The 2,823-nt window shown below is 56.4% G+C and carries 1 protein-coding gene and 2 pseudogenes; 1 reads left to right on the top strand and 2 read right to left on the bottom strand.

Going from position 1 to position 2,823, the window contains the following annotated elements; genetic code table 11:
* Both NKJ01_RS36060 and NKJ01_RS36055 read right to left on the bottom strand, forming a co-directional pair.
* Positions 1–129 (bottom strand): annotated as a pseudogene (locus NKJ01_RS36060) (transposase); the annotation flags it as partial.
* A 714-nt stretch (positions 130–843) separates the two neighbouring features.
* Positions 844–1,554 carry a pentapeptide repeat-containing protein gene (locus NKJ01_RS36055; RefSeq protein WP_023762587.1) on the bottom strand — a complete coding sequence of 237 codons (711 nt, stop codon included), beginning with the start codon at positions 1,552–1,554 and terminating at the stop codon, positions 844–846.
* Positions 1,555–1,635: 81 nt separating this feature from the next.
* Between NKJ01_RS36055 and NKJ01_RS36050 the strand changes: the two are divergent.
* A pseudogene (locus tag NKJ01_RS36050) lies at positions 1,636–1,854 on the top strand (mechanosensitive ion channel family protein); the annotation flags it as partial.
* Positions 1,855–2,823: the final 969 nt, after the last annotated feature.

Genomic DNA, 2,823 nt, shown 5'->3' with positions numbered 1-2,823 from the left:
CAGGGTGCGCCGTTTGATCTCCTGGTTCAGCCGCTCCAGCATGTTGGTCGATTTCATGTGCTTATGATGGGCAAGCGGCAGCCGATAGAAGCTCAGCGTCTCCTCGATGTTGTCCTCCACCCAAGATGATGCAAAAAATGGATACAGAAAAACAGGTCGGTCGGCAGGGCAGCCTGATTGGTTGTGTGGCCAAGACTGGCGAGATCTACACACCGATCAAATGATGCTGCTGTCGCGTCATCTGTCGCAAGCCGATCCAGGCGCAGCAATAGGCCCCACCGTCGATCAAGCTGTCGTAGGTGAGAACAGCTTCTCCGGTTAGCGACGGCAGACAAGCAATCGATCCACCGCGCGGCAGCGGAAAGGACTCATTCCGTTCGAGCCGCTTTTGAATTCGGTTGCCCAAACTAGGCACCGTTCCTGTAGAAGCGCTATGAATGTCGTTTCTTCTGGCCACCTGTCGGGCGTCTTTCGATGCCCGATGCGACCAAAACGCGATGGACGGAAGTTGCTCCTATTCCAATCAGCCTGGCAATCCGGCCCTGCCCCAGGCCGCTCTCGTAGAGCGATATGATCTTCTTTGTACGTTCTTTGACAACGCTAACAGTGCCAAGAAAACACATTAAGACATTGATTTTCCAGTCATTTTCAGAGTTCGCTGTTATGCTCCACTTGTCCCACCAATTTCCTTCCTGTCAATTTGTTTTTAAAGCGCTTTTCAGTAGCGCCTTATTCGGTGCCTAAATTAGTGCCTAACCTCTTCCGATGATGAATCGCCTGGGTTGCGGCTCGCTGTCTTCGTCTTCCTCGGCGTCCTTGCGGTGATGGGCGGCTTGCCGACAACTATTCTTGCTGGAATTGACAGGGCCAATCTTCAGGCCTCGTCAAGCCAGAAGGCAACTCGGTCCGGGCGTCTCCGCAAGCCATGTTGAGCTGCCACTGGGACAGACCCGCCGAATTGGAAAGATCGAGGCCCTCGATACGGGTCAGAAAGAAAAAAGCGCGGTCAAAGTCTATCGGCGCGGTGAACGTCGCTCCTCGGAAGTCCGCCCGCGCGAGATTGGCAAACGAAAAGCGGCTGCCGCTGATATCGGCTTCATGGAACTGCGCTCGCCCCAATTCCGCCTTTGTGAAATCAACATTGGTCAGATTGGCGTCCTGGAAATTCGAGCGCTGCACTTCCGCGCTCGCAAACACAGCGCCCTGCGCGTCCATACGGCTGAAGTCGGTCCTGTAAGCCTCGATTTTGTCGAACCGGGCGCCTTTGGCGGTCGAGTCGGCCAGGGAAGCACGCACAAGCGTTGCCTTCTCAAAATTTGCCGCACGGAGATTGCTGTTCCTGAGGTCGGTCGAAGTGAAATCAACACCGAACAGGTTCGCCCCGCTCAGGTCCTGTCCTTTTAGGATGAGAAGCTTTTTGTCACAGTCCTGCCAATTGACGCCAGGCGTCGCGGCTGCGTCGCAATTTTGAGCGGCAGTGGCGTTCTGCCAAGCAAATACAGTGCAAACCGCTAGAACCAAGCCGGATGCGCCGTAAACTCTGGTTCGTCTCATTGTTGCTGGACCTCTGCTACTCGCCGACAATCAACCTTACCACATCTGCTGACACTCGAAAGCGACGGCGTTTTTCCCGCTATCGACAGCTTTGGCGACTCCGGGATCGACCTCAGGATGAAGCTGATGACCAAGCCGGGAACTCAGTTCGGCATCAAGCGGCGAGCGTTCATGATGATCAAGAAAGCATTCGACGAGAACGGCATAAAGCTCGCCGTTCCCACCGTGCATGTGGCGGCTGGCGGCGACAACGCGGCCGCCGCGCAGCAACTACTTAAGATGAAGCAGGTTGCGAGCTAGCGACAAACCCGCGCCTGACGGTACCTAGTCGGTCAGCCTCTACAGGCTACATGCAGCTGCTCGCGGCCTGCCAACGTGTAGTTTTCGGACCGGCGGTCATCGAGTGCATCCTCTGTGGCGGCTATCACGGGGTGCGGGCCACCGACTCGCCCCCGTGGCGTGGACGCGCCGTGACGACTATCCCCAGGTAAGTTGCCCGCCGTGCGTGTATCGACTGCACATTCGCCGCGGAGGTGCGTAGTCTGCGCCGTTGAACGGACACCGATAGGCCCGACAAGTACGCTGGATATTCGTGGAGCCGGCTTTCCGTGCCACCACGCGACGGCAGGGTGGATAAAAGTCGGCGTTCCTTTCAATTTGCCATTCAGAGGCCGACCTGCCGCAGTGGGTCTCGCGGTGAAGCGGTCTCCCGACTCGAACCCCCGATGGCGAGCGAACGTTTCCGATGATCACGTTTGTCCCACAGCGTGACCGGGCGTCCCAATCTCTTTCATAAGCACGCGCAATTCGGCCGGAGGAATAAGACAGAAAGTTCGAAGAGCTTCCAAGAACCCCTGTCGATAGCGAATTAAGTTGTCCGGTTTAGGTAGCACACGAGTTGTCCGCTGCTTCTGGTTTTGTTCTGCTGGCCGCCGAGCGGGTTCAAGCGGCTTTTTGTGTCTGTACGGCTATTCCATTGTGGTCGTAGCGGTCAATATCGTCGGCAGAAGAGCGTCCGAAAAGGGCTGTCGGCGGCTCCGTCGGGGGAACGAAAAAAGAAGGGAAGCAGAACTTTCGTGTGCGATTTTTGCACACAACACCTCGTAACTATCGGATTTTTATTCAACTATCCGCCCCGTCCATCATCGGAGCGACTGCAGGGTCGGATGCGCGAGATGGTGAATGTGATTTCAGCCGCGACGGAGCTCACCGGCGACGTCAACAAGGCGATCTACTGGTATCGCAATGAACCGATCGCCGACTATGGCC

Origin of the sequence: Mesorhizobium sp. M0276 (genome assembly GCF_040321755.1) — a bacterium.
In the GTDB taxonomy this organism is placed as follows: Bacteria; Pseudomonadota; Alphaproteobacteria; order Rhizobiales; family Rhizobiaceae; genus Mesorhizobium.
Note: the sequence above shows the minus strand (reverse complement) of the source record. Positions and strands in the feature narration are given on the sequence as shown.

What these genes read in the sequence shown, in the direction of transcription:
- NKJ01_RS36055 (WP_023762587.1), bottom strand. Translation starts at nt 1,554, where the DNA reads ATGAGACGAACCAGAGTTTACGGCGCATCCGGCTTGGTTCTAGCGGTT.